Below are 22,570 nucleotides of genomic sequence, written 5' to 3' on the forward strand. Positions count from 1 at the left end.
AACCGACGGGCCGCGCCCCGTCACCGAGGCGCCTGCCACGTCCCCGCCATTTCAGTTCAGGCACTCGGCCTTCAACGTGCCGATCTCCGCGGCCGTGAGCGCGCGATTGTACAGGTAGACGTGGTCTATGTTGCCGTTGAACGCGCTCCACGACGGGTGATTGCCGATCACCACGGGGCGACTCGATTGCTGTAGCGTTCCGCTCGCCGGCGTCGACGCCACGAGGGCGCCATTCCGGTAAAGGAGCAGGTTCGCCCCGTCGTACACGCCGGCCACGTGTTGCCACACGCCCGTCGCCGCCGGCGCCGTCACGTCTTTCGTGACGCCCCACTGGCCGCCCGGGAATGCCACCGAGAAAAGGACGTTCCCCGAGGACACACCGAGCTGGTAGGAATCGAGGGCGTACCACTTGCTCAGGATGGTGCCTGACGCGAGGGACTGGGGCTTCACGCAAGCCGAAACGGTCATGGCGGTCGTGAAATCGAGCGCCGCCTGGTCCGGGATCTCGACCTTGCCGTTCGTCCCGTTGAATTCGAGGCTCTTGCCGCCCTTCGCGCCCGCCGCGCAATTCACGCCGCCCGACCGGACGCCGTGCAGATCGTTGCCCGACGAATCGAACGCGGTGGCGCCGCTGCAATTGACGTCGAAATGCCACGCCGCGACGGGCCATGCGATCTGCAGCGCCTCCTCGGCCTCGCCGACGCGCCCCTCCTCGATGCCGTATTCCTCGCCGACATCGTCCGCGACGCCGGGATCCGCAATACAAGCCGTCGCGACGAGGCCGGTGCCGATGAGCAATGCCGTGAAAATCGAGTTCGTCTTCATGTGGGTCTCTCTTTCTCTGGTTTCGAACGGTCTTCGTCTGATGCCCCCAGGGGCGATGGCTTTCGGGGCAGACGAGGGCAGGGGGGCCTTCGCGGCGCCCGTGCTTCGCCTCCCCGCGTGAATTTTCTCGGGCAGCGCGCTCTTTCGTATCCTCGCGCTCGCCTCGATGGTTCTTACGACGAGGGTCTCCGTTTTCTGACGACCCTCGCCGGGTTTTTTCGGCGGCCGGCTACCGCTTCGGACCGTGCTCATTCTCGCCGCGGACGCGTGGGTGCATCACGCGGGGTGATGCGTGGTGCGGCGGCAGAGGTGATACGGGCGAGCAGGGGGCCGGGAGGAGGGGAGGCGGGGCGGCGCGCAGGGGAAGCGCGCGGGTCATTCCACGGGGAGGAGTATCTCCGAGGAAACCGCCTTGATCTTTTGCGTGTGGTAGCCCGTCAGGCCCTGCCAACCGAGCACGCCATACTCGACGCTCCTCGTCGGACCGTCCGAGACCCAATACGTCGCCTTGCCAGGCGCGTACGTCCGGGGCGCGAGCCCATCATATTTGCCGAGGACCTCCCCCGTGGACGTGTAGAGGATGAGATCCATCGAGGGCATCTGGTCCATGCCGTCCAGCGACGCATACACCAGCGTTTCGTTGATCACGTACGTGCACGCGCCACACTGCGGATCGGTAGGGCGCGGCAGCGGAGCTCGAAGCGCCATGACGGCCGCTTTGCTCTCCGCTACCTCGGGCGCGCTGCTCGAGGCGCAGCCCATGACCAGAATGCACAATCCGAACACAATTTGATTTCGCATCGTATCCCTCCGCGCCTGTCCTTACGACGACGCCCCGCCCGGTCTGACAACCCCATCGCAGCAGGAGCGCGCGGCTCATTGCGTGGGCAATGGGGACCTGTACGCGACCGGGATCGTTTTGGTCTGGTAACCCGACCGGCCCTGCCAACCGAGCACGCCATAACCGACGTCCTGCGTCGCGCCGTCCGGGACCGGATATGTTGCCTTGCCCGGAGCGTACGTCCGGGGTGCCAGGCCGACGTGTCTCTGGAGGACCTGCTTCGACGACGAGTAAAGGACGAGATCCATCGGAGGCATCTCGTCCATGCTGTCCAGCGAAGCGTACACCGTACGCTCCGCCAGCACATACGAGCACGCGCCGCATTGCGGATCGGTAGGCTGCGGCCACGTGCGGGCCATGACGACCGGCACGCTCTCCTTGGTGTCGGGCGCGCTGCCCGAGGCACAACCCATGACCAAAAGGCACAAACCAAGCGCGATTCGATAATGCATGACGTCCTCCACGCCTGTCCTTTACGACGCCGCGTTTCGGAGTCTGACAACCCCACCACTTTTTTCTGGCAGCACGCGATCAGGGCACGAGCACACGCAGGCTCGCCCAGTCGGACGCGGCGTCCTCGCCCCGGACCGAGAGCGCCGCGTCGCGCAGGGCGGCGGCCGCGTCGATCGGGCCACGCGCGGAGGGCGAACCATACAGCGCCGCCATCATCCGCTGGGCCATGTGGTCGTCGATTGGGCGCGTCGCCGCGATCACGGACCGAGCTCCGGCCACGACGAACGCCTGGGCGAGCCCGAGCCCCTCGGCGCGCGCCTCGGCCGCCGTCCGCGCCGTGTCGCACCCGGAGAGCACGACGTGCGCCGGCACCCGCGGCAAAGAAAGGACGTCCCGCACGCTCAGAAAGCCGCCCTCCGCGAGCGGCAGGCCGCTCTCCCAGCCGTCGCGCCCGCCGAAGAAGCCGTGCCCCGCATAATGGAAGAGCATGGCCCCGGGCATTTCGAGCCCCTCGCGCACCGCGCCGAGCGTGGCCTCGCGGGTCCACAATCGCCGCACCCGGAAGCCCCCTCGTTCTTCGAGCGCCCCCGCGACGATCTCAGCCTCGCGCCGCGCCGCTGGCAAGTCGCGACGCGGATCGGCCACCACCACGGCCGATGCCGCGCCTTCCGCGGCCGGCGTCTCGACGCTCTCGCCGCGCGCGGGGAGGTCGACGACATAAGCCACCGGCGCTCGCGCGAGCAGCGGCGCGCCCTTCCAGGGCAGCGCGTGGAAATCGATGCGATCGAGCTCGCCATAAGGCGCGAGTCGGATCCGCTTTGCCGTGGCGAGCACGTCCCCGAAAGGCTCGAGCAGCAATCGGGAAAGCTCCTCCGGCGTCGGCGTCGCGCTCGGCGCGGGCAGTCTGCGCGCCGTGACGCCCTCGCGACTGAGGGCAAACCCCGCCCAGCCGTCGCGAATCGGGTGGTATACGAGGAGCAGCTCGCCCGGCTGCACAGGAGGCAACGCCGCGCCACCATCGACCTCGGCGCGCCCGAGCACCGCGAGCGCTTGATCGAGCGCGGCCACGAGCTTCGCCTCGCGCGCGCTCCTCGCCGCGCGGGCGCGCGCGAGCGCATCGGCCGCGAGCTTCCAGTCGCCGCGAGCCTCGTGATCGAGCGCATCCCGCTCGCGTCGATAATCCAGAATGGCGCCCTCCCAGCGAGCCCGCTCCTCGGGGCCGAGCGCCGCGATGCGGCCCTGCCATCGAAGCGCCGCGAGCGACCGCGCGCGCGAACGACGCGCGGCCCTGGCGGCCTCGGCCGGATCGTGGCGCAGGAGGAAATCGACCCGCCGACGCGCGCCCTCGTCGAACCGGCCGAGGAAGGTCTCGCGCCCTTGTCCGAGCGGAACGAGCAAGCTGTGGTCGTCGAGGAGCGCCTCCGCCTCGGCATACGCCTCCTTCGCGGCCGCCACGCGCTCGAGCGCCTCGAGCGCCTCCGCTCGCCCGAGCGCCGCGCGAAAGCGGCTCGCCGGGAGCACGCCCGCCGCCGCGATTTCCGCCATTCGCTCGTAGATTTGAAGCGCGCGCGCCGGCTCGCCGCGCCCGAAGGTGATGCGACCTTCGATATCGAGCAGCCAGACGGCGAGGCGCGCGTCCGGATCGGGGCGCTCGCGGCGCGCGAGGGCGAGGTATTCCGCGGCCCGCGTGGCATTTCCGCCGAACAGCTCGGCCAGCGCCAGGTTCGTGAGCGCATTGGCGAGTTTTTCGCCGTCCGGACACGCGCCCCGGTGAAGGGAGAGCGCTCGCGAGAATGCGGCGATCGCGTCCTCGATGCGTAGCTCCGATCGATCTCCCCTCGCGATGGCTTGCAAGGCGAACCAGCCGACGCTCGTGTGCATCGAGGCCTTTCGGCACGGGCTCGCGTCTTCGGGGAACGATGCGCGCACCTCGGCGAGCAGCGCCTCGCCCTCCGCGCCTCGCCCGAGGATTTGCAGCATGTCGGCCTCGAGCTGCAGCACGTCGAGGCGATGCAAGGCGAGCCCGAGCCGCTCGGCGCCCTCCGCCGAGGCGCGCAAAAGCCCCAGCGTGGTGCGCAGATCGCCGGTCTCCGAGGAGAGCAGCCCTGCGTAATAGGACAGGAGCACGCGCCCCTCCGGATTCCGATCCGCGAGTGGTTCGAGGCGTTCGAGCACGCGCCGCGCCTCCGCGAGCCTCCGCCCGTGGTACGTCAACGTGTAATAGAGCGCGAACCCATCGAGGAACTCGTCGGAGATCCGGCCGAGCGCGCGGTGGGCCCGCATGCTCTCCTCGAAGCGACTGATCGCCTCCTCGATCCGGCCCTGGGCCCTGTCGATCCGGGCGAGCTTGCCGAGCGCCCGCGCCCTGCGCACAGGATCGGGGTCGGCGCTCATCGCCGCGAGCAGCTTTCTGGCCTCGTCGAGTTTGCCCGTTTGCCGCAGGGTTTCGGCCTCCTTCAAGGCGGGATCGGGGCTCGGCGGGCGGAGCGGCAGCCGGAAGGCCGCGCGCCGATCGCCGAGCGTGGCCGTGACGGAGAGCTCGCGCGTGGGGGCGGGGACCTCGATCCGGCCGAGCGTGCCGCCCTGGATTGCGGCACCTTCGAGCGGGACGGCGGAGGCATCGAGGGCCGCTTCGATCCGGGCTCCCGGCGGCGCCTTCACCCAGACCCGCAGGGTTCGATCTTCGGGCAACTCACAGGCGGGGTCGGCGAGCACGGCGCCGCAGCCTGCGACCTCGACTTCGAGCGGCAGGAGCGGCGAGGGCGGAGTGGGAAGTGCTTCGAGGCGTGAATCGCCGCGCGTGCCGAGCGCGAGCGCGAAGAACAGGGCGGGAACGAGCGAGGACGCTCGCGCTGGCGCCGGTGTCATGGGTCCACGAGCATGATCGACTGGCGAAACAGCCGCACGCGCGCATCCGGCTCCGCAGCGGCGCTGCGGACCACCGCGTCGGCCTCGGGCAGCGCTCCGACGCGGCCGACGGCGATCACGATCTCGTACGAACCCGCGGGCAAGTTGGGGAACAAGGTTTCCCGCTCCCCTGCGACGCGGATGGCTCCATCGGGAGAAATGTCAGGTTGGATCGGCCACACGCGCGCGCGGCCATCCTGGATCAAGAAGCCGCCCGCAGCGATCGGCTTCCGGTCTGGCGTGGCCGGGCGGAGCACGATCTCCAGGGACGAACCCGGGCCGAGGCGGAGCGGCGGGCGCGGCTCGCCCGGCGCGGGCTCCGCGCGGGTGCTGCGCTCGCCGCCGAGGAGGCTGACCTCGTAGGCAGGGAGCGGGTCCCCGTTCGAGGGCCCGCGACCGGGCAGCCCGACGAGCAGGGCGACGGCCGCGGCGGCGGCCAGCGCGACGAGCGCAGGCACCCAGGTGCGTTTCTTCGGGAGCGGGATCACCTGGGCGCCTTCGCGCGGCGGCGCAGCCGGGGAAGGGCTCTCCTCGGCGGCCTTTTCCCTGTCCATCTGCGCGAGGATCCTGTCCGTGAACCGCGCGCGGGCCTCCTCGTCGAGCGGCCTCAGCATGTGCCAGGCCTCCTCGTGCCGCGGCGACTTCCGCGTGAGCTCTTCGAGCGCCGCGCGATCAGGCTCAGACAGCTTCCCCTCGGCCAGGGCGGACCAGCGCGGATCGTCCTCGATCTCGTCTTCGCGGGCAGCCTGCGCCACGGCTTTCAGCAGATCATCCGTGGTCATCAGGGGGGCCTCCGGAGAGATCTACGATCCGAATCCTCGTTTTCTGACACGAGCTCGGCGGCGATCTGCCGGACGAGCTTGCCGATCCGGCTGCGCCACGCGTAGACCGCGTCCGGCGTGAGGCCCGTGTCCGCGCAGACTTCCTCGGTGGATCGCTCCTCGACGAAGAGCAGAAAGAAGAGCTCGAGGCCCCGGTCGCTCAGCCGCTCGCGCAGCCGGTCGACGATCGTCCGCAAGGCCTCGCGCGTGAGGGTCTCGAGCTCGGGCCCGACGTCGCCCGGGGGCGCGTCTTCGGCGAGATCCTCGTCCGCGGTTGGATCCTCGGTCCAGGGGCTGCGCCGGCGGCTGCGCAGGATGGAGGCGATCTCGTGGTCGGCGAGCAGCCCGACGAAGCCTTCGAGCGAGGAGCCGCGGGCGGGGTCCCACTTGCGCAGGGCCTGCCCGCCGTTCGCGAAAATTGCCAGGAACACCGACTGCGTGAGGTCCTCGACCTCCTGCCGGACATCCCGCCCGAGCGCCGCCCCTCGGCGCCGCCGCAGCGCCCGGGCGACGCGCATCTGGACGACGGGCGTGAGCCTGTCCACGAGCGCGCGCACGGCCTGCCGCTCCCCCACGAGGGCTTTCGCTACCAGCGCGACGGTCAGCTCGGGGGCGAGCACGGCGAGAACCTAGCGTCCTGCCCGGGGAGGGGGCAAACAGACGGCGGAAGTGGAAACGCGCCGTACCACCCGCCCGAGGAGTGCCCTTCTGCCCTAGGTGCGCGGGATCTCGTATCGCAGCTCGACGAACCCGCGGCCGAATCGGGTGATGCCCTGGAGCTCGAGCGGGCCTGGAATCGAGGCCGGCAGGAGCGGCGCCCCGCTGCCGAGCACCACGGGCGCGACGCCGAGCAGAATCTCGTCGAGCAGCCCTCGCCGCGCGAACTGCGCGACGAGGTTGCCGCCGCCCATGAGCCAGATGTGTTTCCCCTCGGCCGCGCGCACCATCTGCTCGTGGACGACGCTCACGTCCTCGGAGGTGAACCGGATGTCCGCGCCCTCGAAGGCCGGCAGCGCGCGATGGGTGAACACCCAGGTCGGTAGCCCCGCGTACGGCCACGCTTTCAGGCCTTCTGCGAGGATGAACTCGTAGGTCGCGGAGCCCATGGCGAGCGCCCCGACCCCGGCGAGGAAGGCCTTGTAATGCGCGTCCACGCCTTCGACGTCGTTGAATTGAAACAGCCAGCCGAGACGCCCCTCGGCGTCGGCGATGTACCCGTCGATGCTGGCAGCCACGTAGTATTGGGTCCGAGTCATGGTTGAAAAGATACCCGGACATCCCTGACACCTTCTGTCAGTGTTTTTCTGGCATGATGCGGACGTGCGATCCAGCCGGCTTCTCGCGCTCCTCCTCATCCTCCAGCGACGCAAGCACGCCACGGCGACCGCGCTCGCCGACGAGCTCTCGGTCTCGGTCCGCACGCTTTACCGGGACATCGCGGCGCTCTTGGCCGCGGGGGTTCCGCTCTGGACCGAGTCGGGGCCGGGCGGCGGGATTCGCCTGGCCCCGGGCTGGCGCACGCACCTCGATGGCCTGACCGCCGAGGAGGCGAGCGCCTTGTTTTTGTCCGGCGCGCCGCAGGCGGTCGCCGACCTCGGGTTGGCCACGGTCGCCGCGACGGCGCGGGCCAAGGTCGACGCGACCCTGCCGGCGGAGCTGCGCGGCCGTGCCGGCCGGATCCGGGAGCGATTCCTGCTCGATGCGCCGGGGTGGTTTTCGCGCCGCGAAAAACTCGATGCGCTGCCGGCCGTCGCCGAGGCCGTCTGGGAAGGTCGTCGGCTCGACTTGCGGCACGGGGAAAGGTCGGCCCGCCGTCGCGTGGATCCGCTCGGGCTCGTGCTCAAGGCGGGCACGTGGTACCTGGTCGCGCGGCATCGGCGGGTGATCAAGACCTACCGGATCAGCCGGATTCACAAGGCCGAGGCGAAGGCGGAGACGTTTGTCCGGCCGGATGATTTCGACCTTGCCGCGTGGTGGGCCGAATCGTCGGCGACGTTCGACCGATCGCTCTTGACCTATCCGTGCCGTGTTCGCCTCTCGCCCGGCGCGCAGAAGGGCCTCCCGCACGTGGTCCCGCACGATGCCGTGCGCCGGATGCTGGAGGACGCGGGACCGCCGGACGCCGAGGGCTTTCGGACGGTGGATCTCCTGCTGGAGAGCGAGGACGTGGCCACGCACCAGCTCACGGGCCTGGGCGACGGCGTCGAGGTGCTGGCGCCGGCCGCATTGCGAGAACGTCTCTATCGCGTGGGCATGCGGATGGCGCTGCGCAATGGTCCGGATTCGTGTCGAGGGCTCGGCCCCGAACCCTCGTGACCCCTCGACCACGCGCCGCGCCGTCCGCTATCCTGCGTCCACGTGTACCTCCCCAAAACGTTTCAAGCGACCGATCCGGCAGAGATCCACGGCTTCATCGAGGCCCACTCGTTCGGCGCCCTCATCGTCCCGCAAGGCGATGGCTCCCTGGAGATCGCGCATCTGCCCTTCCTCCTCGATCGCAACGCGGGTCCACACGGCAGCCTGCGCGCTCATGTCGCCCGAGCGAACCCCATCTGGAAACTCGCGGGCCGCCCGGCGACCGTCGTTTTCTCCGGCCCCCACGGCTACGTCTCGGCTCGCTGGTACGAGCACCCGCGCGAGCAGGTCCCGACCTGGAACTACATGGTCGTGCACGCCCACGGCCGCCTCGAAGCCCCGATGGATCGCGCGAGCCTCGCGTCCTTGCTCGACGATCTCTCCGCCTTCCACGAGCGAGGTGCGAGCGAGCCCTGGCGCTTCGAACACCTCGAAAGCGACGTCCGCGAGGACCTGCTCGACGCGATCGTCGGCTTCACACTCCCCATCGAGCGCCTGGAGGCCAAGTTCAAATTGAGCCAGAATCGGTCTCCGGAAGACAGGGCGCGGGTGATTCAGGCGCTTCGGGAGCGCGGTGGGCCCGACGATCTGGCGATGCTCGAATGGATGGAACGATGACATCGTGGCACGACGAGCTCGCTCGACGGATGGCGGGGCCGCAGCGGCACCGGCTGCTGCAGGGGTATCCGATGCTGCCGCTCATGCGCCCTGCTGTGGAGTCGATCGTTACGACAAGGCCCTGCTACGCCAGACCGCAAAGGCAGTGGTCGACCGGAACGACTTGTTTTTCCTGAAACACGACGAGCTCGCGGACCGGCGCGTCGACGCCGTTTATTTCGGCGGCGCGACGGCGAACCTCACGCCGAAGACAGATCTCGCGAACATCGTCGAGGCGCTCGGGCGCAACCTCGATCTCCGCGGGGCCGAGGTGACCCTGGAGGGCGTCCCGAGCCTGTTTCGGAGCCCCGCGCGCAAATGCTGGCCGATGTGGACGAGGCCGCGGCGCTCGGATTCGATCAGATCTGCATTTATCATCTGGTGCTCGCCGAGGGCCAGGGCACCCCCTGGGCCGAGGACCCGGCCGTCCGCGCCGCGCTCCCTTCCCTCGAAGAGGCCTGCGACAACTGGCTCGCCGTGCGCGAGGCGCTGCGTGAGCGCGGGTACGTGCAGACGACGCTGACCAATTTCGAGCGGGCCGAGGTCCACGCGACCGATCGTCGTTTCGTCTACGAGGAGTATAGCTTCACCCCCGAACGGTACGACGCGATTGGTTTCGGGCCGCTGTCGAGCTCGACGTTCACGAATCTCGGGCAGCGGCGCGCCGTGAAGCTCGCTCGCGGCAAGTCCTTGGAGGGGGCCTTCTGGGGAGCACACGATCTGTACTTTCCGTACGGCGAGGAAGACCTCCGTCTGCTCTTCACGACACGCAGCCTCGCGCTGCTCCGCATTCCGCGCCCCACGTATCGCGACCTCTTCGGCGTGGACCTCGTCGAGCATTTCGGCGCGCAGATCGAGGCGATCGAGGCCGCCGGCCTCGCGAGGCTCGACGCGGACGCGGCACCTCACGCCGCGAGGGATGTTCTACGCGGACTCCGTTGCGGGGCTTTTCGCCTGGCCACGCGTCGAGGCGCTGCGTACGGGCGGCGCAGGCCGGCGGACGCGAGACGTCCTGCAGGACGAGATGCGGATACGATTCCTGGATCCCATGGGCTGAGCCGCCGTGAGGCCTTTGCTCACGGATCGCCGAGCGGGACGGCAAGCACCTGCGATGGGCGGGGGTTCTCGCCGGGCTTGGGGCGACCTTGCTCGTCGAAGCCGCGGAGGTTCGCGTTGGCCAGGTAATAAAAGCTGCCGCGGGCGATGACGCCCGTCGTTGGAATGCCGTCGAAGAGAGGATGACCCGATTCGAGGATCTCCTCGCGGACGACACGCGACAGGCCCTCGTCGAGGTGATAACGCGTGATTCGCGCGCGGCCGAGGCCATTCTGCACGGCGACGAGGCGCCGCCCGTCGAGCGCGAGCCCGTCGATGCCCGCGAGCACCACGCCTGCGGGGGCCTCGAGCGGCCGTACATCGCGGCTCTTCAAGTCGATCATCGCGACGCCACGCCAGTGCGCGACGAACAGGCGCGCACCTCCTTCGGCCAGGACGATGCCATTTGGATACACGAACGAACCCGCGGGCAAAACCTCCTCGAGCGTATCCGTGCCCGCGCGAAGGGCGAGCACCGAGCCGGCCTCGCTGTCGGTGACGAAGACGTCGCCCGCCGCTGTGAGAGCGATATCGTTGAAGAGGTGCGCTTCTCCCGGACGCTTCCAGACGATCTTGCGGAGGAGCGCGCCCTTGTCGAGATCGTATTGAAAGAGCGCGGCCATGCCCTTCATCTCCGTCGAAAAACCCTTCATGCCCTTGCTTGCGAAGGTCGCGACCCAGAGGTGGCGCCGCGCGGCGTCGACTTTCATGCCGAGCACGGAGAGCAGGTCGTCCTCTGCAGAACGCACGAAATCGCGCGCCTTGCCGTCCTTGCCGACGGCCACGATCTTCCGGTGGCGGATGCTACCGACGTAAAAGGTGTCGGTTGCGGGGTCGTGGGTGATGCCCTCGGGCACGAGATCGAGCTCGTCGAGGGTGAATGCGGGCGCGCTGCGGCGCACCACGGGCTCGTTCTTGCCGATGCGCGCGGCGACGTCGCGGAATGCGGGATCCCGCCGGAGCTCGCCGAACGAGCTCTCCAGCAGGGCAAACGGCCAGCGGAGGGCAGCGAGGCGTTCCAGGTAGCCGAGCGTCTCCGCGCGCTCACCGCGCTCGGCGCTGAGCTCGGCGAGCGTCGAGAGGAGCACGCCGTCGTTGGGGTTGTCGGCGAGCGCGCGCTTCAGGCCCTCGAGCATGGGATCGGGTGGCGGCGCGGCTTTGGCCGGCGCCTCCTTGGCCGTGGTGGTCGCCAGCGCGGGCGCTCCGCCGCACGCAGGCAAGAAGATCGCGACGAGCAGGGCGAGGGCCGTGGCCGGCAGAGGAAGGGCGTCGAGAAAGAGAGAGCGCACGGCGCGAGGATAGCTCGATGCGTCGCAGAGCGATGCGGTTTTTCAAGGGATCAGGGATGGAGAGCGCGCGACGCGCATTACGTCAGGCGCTCGAAGGCGGCTTCGAGCTCGGGCGTGTCGGGGACGGCGAGCAAAAAGTCGCGCTCCAGGGTCCGCCTCAGGTCCTTTGCGTGCTCCAGGGTATGGCGCTCGGTGGGGCCGCCGAGGTGGTGAACCGCCCATTGCCGGTTTCGAAGCGTGTAGCGGCGACCGGGGACGGACCGGGCCACCATCAGCCCGGTGCGGAAATGCGAGCGCGGATGGGTCGACAGGTAGTAGTTGTAGACCTCGAAGTCGACCGGGTATTGTGGTTTGAGGTCAAAGCGATAGGTCGTCTTCCAACCATCGCCGATCTTCGACTGCATCAAGAGGTCGTCCTCCCTCGGGAGCAGCCGGAAGGGCTCGTGGGGGGTCGGCTGTTCCGTGCCGAGCTCGAGACGTAGCGGTCCTGTGAGGACTTGTCCCCCGAAACCGACATCGACGATGTACGGCTCGTCGCTGAGGTCGACGCGCAGGAGCATGTGGCTGCGCGGCGTGATCGCGTCCTCGGTGGCATTCCAGAGCACGCGCGCGGCGAGGGCGGTGACACGAAAGCCGAGCGCCTCGAGGGCCGCCTGAAAGAGGCGGTTCTGCTCGAAGCAATAGCCGCCTCGTTGCCCCTCGACGAGCTTTTGCTCGAGCGCCGGAAGGTCGAGCGGCACTGGCCACCCCAAGAGCGGGTTCAGGTTCTCGAACGGGATGGCTTCGGTGTGGCGGAGGATGAGCTCGCGCAGAGCGTCGAGCGTCGCCGCCCGTGGCCCCATGTAGCCGATACGTCGAAGGTACGCGTCGAGGTTGATGGTCATCTCGTCTCCCGGGGGGAATGTGCATGTCCTCGAAACCTCCGGCCAGTCGGATCGACATGAGGACCGAGCCGGATCTTGCTGCGTCCCCACCTCGACCTCATCTGCCATCGGCGGTAGCATCGCCCTCGATGTTTCCTACATCCCATCAGGCATTCATCGACGAGCTCGGGCGCACCCGTGGGCTCACGCGCGAGGCGATCGTCGACGAGATCGTCGCCATTGCACACGACGCGGCGATCCGCGTCCTCGGAACGCGGACACCCCTCGCGGTCGAGCTCGCCGAACCGTCCGACCAGGTCCAGATATGGCAGGTGCTCACGGTCGTCGACGCCGTGAGCGACGCGGCTCGGGAGATCGCGCTGGCCGACGCGCGCCTGGTCGCGCCCGAGCTGGACGCTTCCGACGAGCTCAAGATCCTGATCGACTACACCCGAGACCCACGCGACGCCGAGCGCCGGGAGAAGCTCGGCGCGCTCGCGGACAAACTGCCGCTACCGCTGTGGGCCGAGGGCCTGTGGGATGCGCTCGGCGAGGCGCTCAATGGCTACTGGCTGCGCCACTTCCCGGCGCCCACGCTTCCGGACGGCACGCTGTGGACGCTGCTCTGCGAGGGCGGCGGCTGGCTCGTGGGACACGCGGCGCGTGAGGGCGGCACCACGCTCCGGTTCGAAGACGCGTGGCTCGAGTTCATTCGCTTGACCCCGCACAGCGGGTGGGTCGATGCCGGGCTCACCGTCGTGGTCGAGCGCGACGGTGGCACCCATCGCTGGCGCTTGCCATGCTCCGGCAACGATTCGCTCGCGCGGCGATATCTCGACGTGCCGACGGGACCGGATGCGAGAGACGGCTTCACCCGCGAATTGGCGACGCTTTGCGCCCAGGTCGACGCGGGAGGTATCGAAAGTTTGTCGGAATATACCGCCTGCGAGCGCCTCATCACCGCAGCGATCCTGCCGCCGCGGCCAGGCTCGCTCTGGGCGTGGTGCGAGGAGCACCTTCCCGGGCTGCTCGGCGAGCACCGCCACGCGTTCACGCTCGCGGGCCGCGACCTCGAGCTCGCGATCACCTCCGTCTTCGCGGCGGACCGCAGCCTGCGCGGCTTTGGCAGCAGCAGCGTCGGGCTCACGCTCACCGATCGCGGCACCGGCGAGACGGCGCACGCGGGCCTCCCGCTCGGCGGCCTCGAGTGCGCGGCGCTGACGCGACCGGGCCCTGATGCGACGACTGAGCGGGAGCTCGCGGCGATGGCGGCGACGTGGCGTGCTTGGCTCGACGTGCATGTTGTCGAGTACCTCGGGCGTGAGCCCTTCGAGCTCGTGGACGACTCTTTGTCTGCAATGCCGTGCTACTTCCCGCTGGTCGACCTGTTCGCCGCGCGCGTGGAGCACGGGGCGCCGCCGCCTTTGCCCGTGCCGCCTTTCGATTTCGATGCGCTCACGCGCGCCGCGGAGATCGTGCGCGCGCCTGCCCCTGCGACGCTCGCGCGCGTCCGCGAGGCGGTCGGCGCGGAGCGACTGCTCGGCGTGTTCGAGGCCGGCCCCTATGCAATCGTGCTGGCGGACGATCTCCGGCGCGCGTTCCCATTTGCCGGCGCGTTCGTCGGCCTGCTCGCGCCCGGGGTTGACGGGATCTGCCAGGTCCTGCGGGTCGATGCCTGGAACCCGTCGAGTCGGGCCATCGTCGACGGCGACGCATTCGCGTTCCGGCGGCTGTGTGAGTGGCTGCGCGAAGCGCTCGTCCGCGGCGGGCTCGATGCCCAGATCACGTATTTGGGCGAGGACGACGAGGATGAGGACGAGGATGCCGACGACGCGGCGGAGCCTGCGGAGCCTGCGAGCCTGATGCTTTCGGAATGGCTGCGCTTCGGCTTGCCCGACGTGGGTGATCGCTTTCTCGTCGATTGGCGATACCAGTGGCACATCGCGTTCGCGGGTCCCAGCATCGTCGAGTGCTTCGGCGGCATCTACGGCATGAACGGCGAAGAGCGCGCGCGGATTGGCGAGCGCGACCGCCGGGTATGGCGGGCCTTCCTGCACGACGTGATCGATCCGCGATTCGGCGCCTGATCGGGCCGCGGCCACGCCGAACCATTTACGCCGCCGCTGCGTCGGGTCTCGCGATCGTGATCGCCGGGAAATAGAGCCCGAGCCGCTCCCGTTCCCACCACATCCCCGTACGGCGCCGTGTCTCGATGTCCGTCATCCTGTACTCGTAAAGAACGGCACGCACATACCTCGGTGGCCGATCCGGAAACGGACAGCGCTGGAGCAGCGCGAGCACCTCGGGCGATCCCTCCAGCAGACGGGCCAGGAACGCGACGAACCAACGTGGCGGCGGCCCGAGCGCGGCGAACCACATCTGCCAATCGAGCCGCGGTTGATGTGGCGCGACCCAGGGCGGCGGACGGCGAGGATCGGTGGGCTTGTAGCGGAATTCGTACGCGAGCCAGCGCTCTCCGTCGTCGGACCCCTCGATCACGATCTCGGGTCGACGCACCGTCATGACGCTGAACAGCCCGTACGTGTTGACCGAATGCAGCGGCACGAGCGCGTCCAGCATGCGCGAGAGAAGGCCCGGCGGGTTGCGAGGCCCGTAGCGTTCGAGATGCGCGCCGAGGGTGAGCGTGAAGAGAAGGGTCGCAGCCGCTCCGATCACGAAGCGCCGGACACCCCGCATCGGCCGCGCGGGCCCCGTGGCCCGAAAGAGGGTTTTTCCGAGCAGCGGTTCGTCGTCCAGGAGCCACAACCCGAGCACGGCCGTGAGCAAATTGAAAAAGCCATAATTCCCCGTGGCGGCGATGCCCGCCTGCAGTCCGGCGAGGGGCCAGAAGGAGAGCCGCCGGATGCGCCGTGGAGCAAACGCCAGAAACGGAACGATACACTCGCAAAGAAGCGCAAGCCGGGTCGACTGCCTCTGGACGGGGCGGGGGAGCTGATGCGCGTACCACCCGATCGGCGTCGGGAGCGGTTGCGTCTCGTAATGGTAGCCGAGCGCAGTGCGGTTTTTCCACGTGACGTCGCCGGATTGGAGCTTCGCGAGGCCCGATTCGTAGTAGAGCCGGAAGACGTGCCATCGCAGGAGCAGCACCGCTTGCCACGGAGGGTCCTCCCGGCCGAACCCCGGACGCAGGCCCCGCGGTGCGACCAGGAGCGCGTGCAGGCTGCTCTCGAGGAGGAGCGCGTCCCATTGAAACGAAAGGAACGTGCCGCCGGCCGAGACGAACGAGAGGTAGAGCGCCCAGAGCAGCGAAAGCACGGGCCGAGGAGCGACACCGAGCACGAGCAGCGCCGCGAGGAGCTTTCCTGCGCGGCAGGCGCGAACGAGCGTGGCATCGGACGCATCCACCCAGAAGATCGACGGCATGGCCTGGTAGCGCTTTGGTCCCAGGACGTACCGGGCACGCTCGAGCCGCTCCTGAATGGGGAGAATGCCGCGGCGGCCATAAAGACCGAGCACCTGCGAACCGAGCGAGGCGAACGCGAGGTAATGGACCGCGCCGAGCGAGCGCAAAAACAACCATCGAACGGCGCGGCTCCGGGGCCGTGAGGCGGAACGACCGAAGAGGAATCCGGCGACCGAACGGACGATGGGCAAGCGCGCGAGCCACCCGAGCGGCGCAAGGCTTTGCGCTCGAACGAGGCCATCGTGGATGAGCACGGGCTTTCGCGACATGCCGAAACCCCGAAGCGGAACCTACGGCCCACCATTTCATCCCGCGAGTGCCCTCGGGCTCGCGCCGGAGCGCCGCGCTTGTCCCTGCGGCTCGTGCGTCAGCAAGCGCCTCGGGGCTCGGCGTCGTGACCCTTGCAACCCATCCACAATTGCAGTAACCTGCGAATCTCCCCGTAATTACCTCTTCCTTGATCATGAGCGCCGAAAAAAAGCTGATCCGGGGCCGGTTCCGCGACGCGGTTTTCGCGAGAGCGAAATACCGATGTGAGGGGCCAGGGTGCTCCTTCCGGTCTTCGCCGGAGCGGGCCGTCGAGGAGCTCGACGCCCACCACATCACCGATCGGAACGAGCTGCCGAACGGCGGCTACGTGCCCGAGAACGGGATCTCGCTTTGCGCGGCCTGCCACGTGAAGGCAGAGCATTTCCATAGCACCGGGACGGCGCTGCCCGGGTTCAGCCCGGAGGAGCTTTACCGCGTCGTCGGCTCTTCACGAGAGAAGGCCGAGCGGGCCAGCCGGCGCCTCGGATAGGTCTGGCGAGGCCGCGCCGTCGGCACACAATGGGCTCGACGCCGGCCGCTCGGCCTGCGATCGTCGTGGTCGATGGGTAGGACCGAACGCCTCTTCGCAATCATCGACGCGCTCCGACGCCATCGACGCCCGGTCACCGCGGCCGAGCTCGCGGCCGAGCAGGGGGTCTCTGTACGCACCCTTTATCGGGACGTGCAGACGCTGATCGGACTTGGCGCGCCGATCGAAGGCGAAGCGGGCGTCGGCTACGTGCTGCGGCCCGGCTTCTTCCTGCCACCGCTGATGTTCACCGCGGAGGAGCTCGAGGCGCTCGTCCTCGGCGCGCGCTGGGTCGGCGCGCAGGTCGACGAGAGTCTTGCCTGCGCCGCGAAGAACGCGCTCGCCAAGATTGCGACCGTCTCGCCCCGGGAGCTACGCGAGAACATGGACGACACGGGACTCTGGCCGGTCGTGCTCAACGGGGCCGATGCGGTCCCGGTGCCCGCGCTCGGCCTCGTACGGCAGGCGATGCGGAAGGAGCGTGCGCTCGCGCTGCGCTATGAGGACGAGTCCAATCGCATTACCGAGCGCGAAATCTGGCCGGTGCAGATCGCGTACCACGAGGGCAAGCAGATCGTCGCGGCATGGTGCTGCTTGCGCGCGTCGTTCCGGCATTTCCGCACCGATCGGATCGTGAGCCTCGCCCTCACGGAAAGGCCCTACGGCAAGCCACGCCGAATGCTCGCCCTCGAGTGGTTCCAGGCCTGGGAGCGCGAGCGCGGCTAGCCGTGGTTTGCTCCTGCCATCGGTTGTCAGCAGGGGTGGTGCATGTTCTTCGGGCGAAAACCCCAAGGCGCCCACGAGGGCCCTTCACCCCTATTGAGCAATCGATGAACATCTTGGTCACTGGCGCGACCGGCACCGTCGGCCGCGAAATCGTCAAGCAACTCGTCGAGGGCGGTCACCACGTCCGCGCGTTGTCCCGCAATCCCGCACGAGCCCATTTTCCCGCAGGCGTCCACGCCGTGGCCGGCGACCTGACCGCGCCGGACACATTCGCGGAAGCCTTCGAGGGCATCGAGGCCCTGCACTTGATCAACTTCGGCGGTGACGATTCCGCGCCGCTCGAGACCGGGGCACGGATCGTCGCGCTCGCCGAACGGGCCGGGGTGCGACGGATCACGGTACTCCTCGGCGGCGCGCCCGCGCCGCTCGATGAGGCGGTCGCCGCCGGAAGCATCGATTGGACCTTTCTGCAGCCGGTGGAGTTCATGGCGAACCACCTCGAATGGGCGGCGTCGATTCGCAGCGAGGGGCTCGTGCGCGAGCCGTTCCCCGACCGGCTGAGCGCGGTCGTCCATGAGGCCGATATCGCGGCCGTCGCGGTGGCAGCATTGACGCAGGATGGCCACGCTGGCAAGACGTACACCCTCACGGGGCCGGAAGTGCTCAGCCTGCGTCAGAAGGTCGATATCCTCGCCGCTGCAGCCAAGCGCGAGATCAACCTCGTCGAGTTGACGGAGCAGCAAGCACGCGAACGGTGGCAGGGGATGGGGTTCTCGCCCGAGGCCATCGAGTTTTTCGTGTACATATATGGCAATACGCCGGAAATCGGATACACGGTCACGCCCACGGTCGAGCAGGTGACCGGGCGGCGAGCGCGGACGTTCGCGCAGTGGGCGGCGGAACACGCATCCGCGTTTACTGCTTAGGTGAGCCGCCGAAGAGCGCGCGAATGGCCTCCTCGGCCGCGTCCGATAGCACGTCCCTATCGAGGCGCAAGGGGTCGTCGAAGAATGCCGCGGCGGCGGATCGATCGACGAGGTGCGTCCCGACGAGCGCGATCGAGCGGTCCGTATCGAAAATGTTCTCGGCCACGATGATACGCGCCCCGTCGACGACGCGCTCGTCGGCCGCGCGACCGGCGACGGGCTCACCGAGCCATGCCGCGAAGTATTGGATCGACAGATTGCCGGGGCGTGCCATGTGCGCCGTCCCGATCACCACCCGCAGCCGCGCGCGCTCCTCGGGCGTCAAGCGCGCCGCCCACGCCGTCACCTGCGCGTGCAGGGTCATTACATTCTGGTGGGCGGCCTCCTTTATGTTCTCCAGGACGTCGGCGCGCTGCGAGCGAACGAACGCGTCGAGCGTGCTCGGCGTCAGGCGCTTCTCGCCGGTGGCTTGATCGATCAGCGAGAGCGAGCGGGTGAGGATGCGCCGCTGGCGCTCGCGCTCGGCCGCGTCGGAAAACCTCGCGTCGATCGTGGAGAGCGCCGCCCTGAGGAGGGCTTCGTAGGAAATGAGCTTGCCGAGCTGCGCCTCGTCGATCGGGCCGTCAGCTCCAGAAAGCAGCAAATAGAGGGCAAAGGGAACGTGCGCGAGGGTCTTGAGCTCGTGATAACGCTCATTCGTGGCCGGCCGCTCGAGCCGCTCGCCACGATGCAGGAGCACGAGCGTATCGCCGTATTGCACGAGCACCGGTCCAGAGGCCGCGAGCATGGCGGCGCGGCGCTCGGCGTAAGCGTCGCGGAAGGCGCTGTTCAGAGGGCAGAGCGGGTCGCCGGACGGGAGCGGTCACGGCCGGGCGCTACGGACATGTTCCGCCGGCGACGGCGTTCGCGCGTCCTTCGCGGGGGAGACGCGCCCCGCCTGGCACGCGGACAAGAATACCAGCGGAAACATGGCCACGAGCACGCGGACCGCGCCCCCTGCACGCATCGTCGTCCCCTCCCTCGGCCGCATGGTGAGCCTCGAATGGCAAGGCTACGCCATGCGCTGCGTCGCACGAGAGTCGGGCTCCTTCGGAATGGGCCATCAGGTCCATGCGGACCAAACGGCCACGTTCCGCCCGGAACTGTACGCGGGGAGCAGCGGCGGGAGCACATCCCACGTCGTCACGGCCCGCTCCCCTGTGCCCCCTGCTGGCTCGAAGCCTGCGCAGAAGCCGCATCGGCCGCGGACGTACCGGCTCCCTGATCCTTCTTTCCCTCCGTGGTTTTTTCGCCCGCGGCCGCCGCCGGGGGAACGGCCGTGGCCCCATCGACATTCATGAGCATCTGCGTGCCCGGCCCACCGCCGAGTACGACCACTTTCGTGTTTTGCGATTTCGCGAGCTCCATCTGCGACTTCGCGAGCTCCAGCGACGCCTCGATGCTGCGCCACTTGAGGATGTCCGGAGAAACTTTGGTCGCGATGAGGTTGTAATCGCGGACCCCAGCCGCCTCCGTGCGCCTCCGCTCGGCTTCTTTCTCTTCCTTCTCTAGCCTGAAGCGATACTCGAGCATGAGCTGCTCTTGCTTGTACTTGTCCGCGATCGCGCTCTGGACGATTTCGGGCAGCTCGATATCAAGTAGCTTGAGCTCGTAGAGCTGCACGTAGGGACGCGCATTCCCGTTTTCATCGAGGCGCCCGAGCGCCGATACCTTGCCGACCTCCTGGAGGAGGTCACGCACGCTCGTGTAGATCTCGTGCGCCGTCCGGCTGCCGAAGGTGCGCCGGACGTGGGACTCGACCTCGGGCCGGATCAACCGCTCGAAGTAATCGACGCCGATGTCCTGGTGCAGATAACCGAGCATTTCCATGTTCGGCTGGTATCGTACGGAGATCTCCACCGGGAGGTTGAGCCCCTCCTCGCTGAGCACGTCGAATTTCAGCTTTTGCTGCTGCATCCGCGTCTCGTAGACGGTGAGCTCGTCCCAGGGTGGGATCACGTTGAGTCCCTCGCCCCAGATACGATCCCTCACCGTCCCACCGAGGAAAAAACGATACATGACGGCGCTGCTCCCCGCCGGCACGCGGATGAAGATCCGCGGCCAGAGGAAGCCGACCACGAACAGGAGGATGACCAGCGTCGTATAGAGGGTGAATCGGGCCTTCCGGAGCCACTTCGCGAGCCACTCCCGGAAGGGTGGCTTCTTCGCGTCGCCACTCGAAGATCCCTTTTGCATCTCTTCATTCGCTTCCGGCTTGCTCATTGGCGGCTCTCATCAAGGACTTTTCAGGACGGCTTGGTCGCCTTGGAATCCTCTTTGGACTTCTGCACGTCCGCGACGTACTCCTTGGCGTTCTCGAATTCCTGCTTGAAGTAGCTGCGCACCTTGTGAGGATCGAAGTCGAGCAGCGTACCGCCTGTCTCGAAATGCATGACGAAGACCTTGCCCAGCGCCCGGGTGAACGCGCCCGAGATGACGGGGACCGTGACGATGCCGAACGCGTGGCCCACGAACGGAATGAGCTTCCCCAGGCTGGCACCGATCACGGCGCCGGCGCCGACGCCGAGGACGCCCGAGAGGAGCGAGCCGATGAGCTTCCTGGCGATGTCCTCCCGGAAACTCAGATCATAAAGCTCCGAGAGCTCGGCGAGCATTTTCACCTGGATACCCGTGATCGCGACCATATCGACGATAGGCACGGGAACGAGCCCGGCGCCGAGCACCCACAGCACATTGCGCCGAATGACGGCATCCGCACGGCCCACGCGCGAAACCGGCTCAGGGGATTTCGGCGCGGCGCTGCTCCGGGACGTCCCCTCGGTCTTCGGTCCGGCGTTCGGCTCGACCTTGGCTTCTGCCTTCGGCTCGACCTCGGGTGCGCTCGTCGCTTCCTCTTTCACCTCGATTCGAGGCTCGTCCGTCTTCTTCTCCGTCGACTGATTCGATTGCGCGGTTTCGGTCGCCATGATTTTCCTCCGTTCGCAAGCTGCAACGATGAGCGGGTCAGTGTCTCCCCGTCGCGTCCCGCCAGGCGCGAACGAGCTCGTTCACGAATTTGCCGTCGAGGCGCGGCGCTTCGACGAACGGCGCGTCGATCTCCACGCCATAACGTCGGAATCTGAAGAAAGGATTCTCGGAGTCCTCGATGCTCCGGAGCTTCAACTCGGGGCTCGCCGGCCGAAGACCCTGCTTGACGGCCAGCTTCTGCATTTCCGGGCCACGAAGGAAGGTGATCCACTTCTCGGCAGCCGTGCGCTGCTCGGCGGTGAGCGTTCCGTCGTCGAAGATGACCACGGGATGTTCGTTCACGAGCGTCGGCCGCGGGTACACGACGCGCAGCTCTGCCATCACGTCCGCATGCTTCTCGAACTGCTGAAGAACCGTGAAAACGAGCTGCTCCTGCGTCACCACGGCGTCATATCGGCTCGCGCCGAGGTCGAAGATGGCGTCGGTCAAGAGGGGCGCTGACGGGGTGGGGGGCGGCGCGCCCGCTTCGCATCGCTTGAGCCAGCGCTGGAAAGGCTCCCGCCGCTCCTGGAACGAGCGAGCGAAATCCGCCTCGGCGAGGTCGCCACGCACGACCACACCCTCTTTGGCGGGTTCTCCGAGCGCCTGCTTGATGCGCTCCTTGAGCGCGGTCGGCCGGTCGTTCGGAGGCAATGCGTAATCGTAGGCCATGAGGTAAAGCGCCTCGAGCCCCTCGGCCGAGCGCGTCGGCGACGGGTGCTCGAACTTCGCTCTTCCCCACCGCTTCATGTCGTCCGCCGTCGGAAACGGCGCGATATAGGCTCGTTGGGACTTCTTGTCGACCCGTCGAGCCGCCGGCGCCGGTTGTTGCGGGAACGCGGCCGGGACGACCGAGCCGTACCAATCGCTCCACGTCCCCGGCACCATGTGTTCGAGGGCCATCTCCTCGAGATCCTGCGGGTCCCGTGGCACCCCCGGGCACATCGCATCCATCCACAGCCCCTCGCCACTCTTGCTTTTTTCGAGGATGGCTTCGAGGACCTCGAGCCGATCTTCCCATATCAAGATCACGAGCGGGGAGCGGGCGAGAGAAACCTGCTTCGTGATGTCGATCGGTGATCGTCCGTGGCTCTCCCTCCAGCGCCCATCGAGGTAACGAACGACGAGATCGTCCGCGGGCGACCAGATCGTCGGTTTTACCTCACCCTTCAGGATGGAGTCGGCTCCCTCGATACCGCCTGCCGCAATCGCCTTGATCTGGATCTTCGGACATATCTTCGCGAACCGAGTCGCGGCCTCGTCGATCCACGCTTGCTTGTCACTGCTGTACAGCATCTCGACGATGACGGGGTGTCCGTCGTGCGGCGCCAATCCGCACGTCTCGGTCGAGGCCTCGTTCACAACCTTCATGTCCACGAGCCGTGATGGCTTTGGAAGGTCGGGCACGAACCTGCCACCTCGCGCGAAGAACGTTGCGAAGAGGGCGAACAGACCCGAGGAGATCACAATGTCGCGAATGGTGAGCCCGAGTGTCGGTTTTTTCGAGCGAGGTTCGTCTTGCTTTCGCGTCGGGGCCACGAGGT

At 68.0% G+C, this 22,570-nt stretch carries 21 protein-coding genes; 7 read left to right on the forward strand and 14 right to left on the reverse strand.

Annotated features, from left to right (window positions below):
• Positions 1–51 precede the first annotated feature (51 nt).
• From KEG57_RS43490 to KEG57_RS43520, 7 genes are all read right to left on the reverse strand, one after another.
• Positions 52–825 carry a LamG domain-containing protein gene (locus KEG57_RS43490; protein WP_272426857.1) on the reverse strand — a complete coding sequence of 258 codons (774 nt, stop codon included), beginning with the start codon at positions 823–825 and terminating at the stop codon, positions 52–54.
• Positions 826–1,200: 375 nt separating this feature from the next.
• Positions 1,201–1,626 (reverse strand): hypothetical protein, encoded by a 426-nt coding sequence (locus tag KEG57_RS43495; RefSeq protein WP_272426858.1) that lies wholly within the window; start codon positions 1,624–1,626, stop codon positions 1,201–1,203.
• Between the two features lie 75 nt (positions 1,627–1,701).
• Positions 1,702–2,118 carry a hypothetical protein gene (locus KEG57_RS43500; RefSeq protein ID WP_272426859.1) on the reverse strand — a complete coding sequence of 139 codons (417 nt, stop codon included), beginning with the start codon at positions 2,116–2,118 and terminating at the stop codon, positions 1,702–1,704.
• Positions 2,119–2,197: 79 nt separating this feature from the next.
• Positions 2,198–4,987, reverse strand: a complete 2,790-nt coding sequence (locus tag KEG57_RS43505; protein ID WP_272426860.1) for a CHAT domain-containing protein — start codon at positions 4,985–4,987, stop codon at positions 2,198–2,200.
• Complete coding sequence (locus KEG57_RS43510; protein WP_272426861.1) at positions 4,984–5,808, reverse strand: hypothetical protein; 825 nt, start codon at positions 5,806–5,808, stop codon at positions 4,984–4,986. Before KEG57_RS43510 ends, KEG57_RS43505 begins: the two co-directional genes overlap by 4 nt.
• Positions 5,808–6,467 carry an RNA polymerase sigma factor gene (locus KEG57_RS43515; RefSeq protein WP_272426862.1) on the reverse strand — a complete coding sequence of 220 codons (660 nt, stop codon included), beginning with the start codon at positions 6,465–6,467 and terminating at the stop codon, positions 5,808–5,810. The genes KEG57_RS43510 and KEG57_RS43515 overlap by 1 nt, the downstream gene beginning before the upstream one ends.
• A gap of 93 nt (positions 6,468–6,560) precedes the next feature.
• Positions 6,561–7,103 carry a dihydrofolate reductase family protein gene (locus tag KEG57_RS43520; RefSeq protein ID WP_272426863.1) on the reverse strand — a complete coding sequence of 181 codons (543 nt, stop codon included), beginning with the start codon at positions 7,101–7,103 and terminating at the stop codon, positions 6,561–6,563.
• Positions 7,104–7,167: 64 nt separating this feature from the next.
• Between KEG57_RS43520 and KEG57_RS43525 the strand changes: the two genes are divergently transcribed.
• From KEG57_RS43525 to KEG57_RS43535, 3 genes are all read left to right on the forward strand, one after another.
• Positions 7,168–8,163, forward strand: a complete 996-nt coding sequence (locus tag KEG57_RS43525) for a helix-turn-helix transcriptional regulator (RefSeq protein ID WP_272426864.1) — start codon at positions 7,168–7,170, stop codon at positions 8,161–8,163.
• Positions 8,164–8,205: 42 nt separating this feature from the next.
• Positions 8,206–8,820 (forward strand): FMN-binding negative transcriptional regulator, encoded by a 615-nt coding sequence (locus tag KEG57_RS43530; protein ID WP_272426865.1) that lies wholly within the window; start codon positions 8,206–8,208, stop codon positions 8,818–8,820.
• A 357-nt stretch (positions 8,821–9,177) separates the two neighbouring features.
• A complete protein-coding gene (locus KEG57_RS43535; RefSeq protein WP_272426866.1) occupies positions 9,178–10,044 on the forward strand; it encodes a hypothetical protein in 867 nt (288 codons plus the stop codon).
• On the opposite strand, the gene KEG57_RS43540 is transcribed toward KEG57_RS43535, so the two are convergent.
• Positions 9,936–11,243: an SMP-30/gluconolactonase/LRE family protein gene (locus KEG57_RS43540; RefSeq protein WP_272426867.1), complete on the reverse strand. Its 1,308-nt coding sequence runs from the start codon at positions 11,241–11,243 to the stop codon at positions 9,936–9,938. The two genes, KEG57_RS43535 and KEG57_RS43540, sit on opposite strands and share 109 nt — an antisense overlap.
• A gap of 77 nt (positions 11,244–11,320) precedes the next feature.
• Complete coding sequence (locus KEG57_RS43545) at positions 11,321–12,127, reverse strand: arylamine N-acetyltransferase family protein (RefSeq protein WP_272426868.1); 807 nt, start codon at positions 12,125–12,127, stop codon at positions 11,321–11,323.
• Between the two features lie 128 nt (positions 12,128–12,255).
• Here KEG57_RS43545 and KEG57_RS43550 point away from each other — a divergent pair, with 128 nt between their 5' ends.
• Positions 12,256–14,193: a NusA N-terminal domain-containing protein gene (locus KEG57_RS43550; RefSeq protein ID WP_272426869.1), complete on the forward strand. Its 1,938-nt coding sequence runs from the start codon at positions 12,256–12,258 to the stop codon at positions 14,191–14,193.
• A gap of 25 nt (positions 14,194–14,218) precedes the next feature.
• Here the strand turns inward: KEG57_RS43550 and KEG57_RS43555 are convergent, their stop codons facing one another.
• The gene (locus KEG57_RS43555; RefSeq protein WP_272426870.1) at positions 14,219–15,799 is read right to left on the reverse strand and encodes a lipase maturation factor family protein; all 1,581 of its coding nucleotides are present in this window, start codon (positions 15,797–15,799) and stop codon (positions 14,219–14,221) included.
• A 194-nt stretch (positions 15,800–15,993) separates the two neighbouring features.
• Between KEG57_RS43555 and KEG57_RS43560 the strand changes: the two genes are divergently transcribed.
• The 3 genes from KEG57_RS43560 to KEG57_RS43570 all read left to right on the forward strand — a co-directional run bounded on the left by KEG57_RS43560 (position 15,994) and on the right by KEG57_RS43570 (position 18,020).
• Positions 15,994–16,329: an HNH endonuclease gene (locus tag KEG57_RS43560; protein WP_272426871.1), complete on the forward strand. Its 336-nt coding sequence runs from the start codon at positions 15,994–15,996 to the stop codon at positions 16,327–16,329.
• A 72-nt stretch (positions 16,330–16,401) separates the two neighbouring features.
• On the forward strand, positions 16,402–17,094 hold the full coding sequence (locus KEG57_RS43565; protein ID WP_272426872.1) for a helix-turn-helix transcriptional regulator: 693 nt from the start codon (positions 16,402–16,404) through the stop codon (positions 17,092–17,094).
• Between the two features lie 104 nt (positions 17,095–17,198).
• Positions 17,199–18,020 carry an SDR family oxidoreductase gene (locus KEG57_RS43570; RefSeq protein WP_272426874.1) on the forward strand — a complete coding sequence of 274 codons (822 nt, stop codon included), beginning with the start codon at positions 17,199–17,201 and terminating at the stop codon, positions 18,018–18,020.
• On the opposite strand, the gene KEG57_RS43575 is transcribed toward KEG57_RS43570, so the two are convergent.
• The 4 genes from KEG57_RS43575 to KEG57_RS43590 all read right to left on the reverse strand — a co-directional run bounded on the left by KEG57_RS43575 (position 18,010) and on the right by KEG57_RS43590 (position 22,565).
• Positions 18,010–18,807 (reverse strand): hypothetical protein, encoded by a 798-nt coding sequence (locus tag KEG57_RS43575; RefSeq protein WP_272426875.1) that lies wholly within the window; start codon positions 18,805–18,807, stop codon positions 18,010–18,012. The two genes, KEG57_RS43570 and KEG57_RS43575, sit on opposite strands and share 11 nt — an antisense overlap.
• Before the next feature lie 395 nt (positions 18,808–19,202).
• Positions 19,203–20,282, reverse strand: coding sequence for a prohibitin family protein (locus KEG57_RS43580; protein WP_272426876.1), 1,080 nt, complete (start codon positions 20,280–20,282; stop codon positions 19,203–19,205).
• Positions 20,283–20,305: 23 nt separating this feature from the next.
• The gene (locus KEG57_RS43585; protein ID WP_272426877.1) at positions 20,306–20,986 is read right to left on the reverse strand and encodes a YcjF family protein; all 681 of its coding nucleotides are present in this window, start codon (positions 20,984–20,986) and stop codon (positions 20,306–20,308) included.
• 37 nt (positions 20,987–21,023) lie between these two features.
• A complete protein-coding gene (locus KEG57_RS43590) occupies positions 21,024–22,565 on the reverse strand; it encodes a substrate-binding domain-containing protein (protein WP_272426878.1) in 1,542 nt (513 codons plus the stop codon).
• Between the last annotated feature and the right edge of the window lie 5 nt (positions 22,566–22,570).

It is taken from the genome of Polyangium jinanense (assembly GCF_028435365.1).